The sequence below is a fragment of the Psychrobacter sp. 16-MNA-CIBAN-0192 genome (genome assembly GCF_040309565.1).
Classification (GTDB): domain Bacteria; phylum Pseudomonadota; class Gammaproteobacteria; order Pseudomonadales; family Moraxellaceae; genus Psychrobacter.
In genome coordinates, this window is record NZ_JBEOOX010000041.1 from 1 (window position 1) to 512 (window position 512).

Annotated in this window: 1 protein-coding gene; it reads right to left on the reverse strand. The window is 44.3% G+C overall.

Features of this window, described 5'->3' with window-relative positions; translation table 11 throughout:
* Nucleotides 1–512: PHP domain-containing protein (locus tag AAEY78_RS12270; RefSeq protein WP_352339623.1), on the reverse strand; the 512-nt coding region annotated here is incomplete at both ends.

Consider the following 512-nt stretch of genomic DNA (forward strand, 5'->3'; position numbering starts at 1 on the left):
GGCCATATCGCCCCAATTATTGGGTACATAACCTGTTTTGCCACGAGCTAAAAAGCGTTTAAATACACTAGGCATATCTGTCGCATGACCATTATCGGCTAACCATCTAGCATAATGGCCACGACTCAGCGCTGCATCGCCGGCAATAGCTTTAGCACCATCATAGGCACCTTCTATCCCCGCTTTAGCTAAACGTTCACCAATTTCTTGGGCTCGGACTTCACGCAACTCACGTTGATGAGTTAAAAAATCCAATAATCCCGTATGAGCGATATCCAAGTTTAATCCGACGATATGAATATCAAAACTGTTCCAACGAGTCGAAATCTCACAACCATTAATTAATACTAATGGCGTGGCATGGTTTTGATTAGCAAGATGCGCTTCCGCTAACCCTCCGACAGTGTCATGGTCAGTAATAGCAAACATCTCAACGCCTTTTTCAATAGCGCGAGTTAATAATTCTGTCGGTGTTAATTGACCGTCTGATGCGGTCGTGTGGCTGTGAAGAT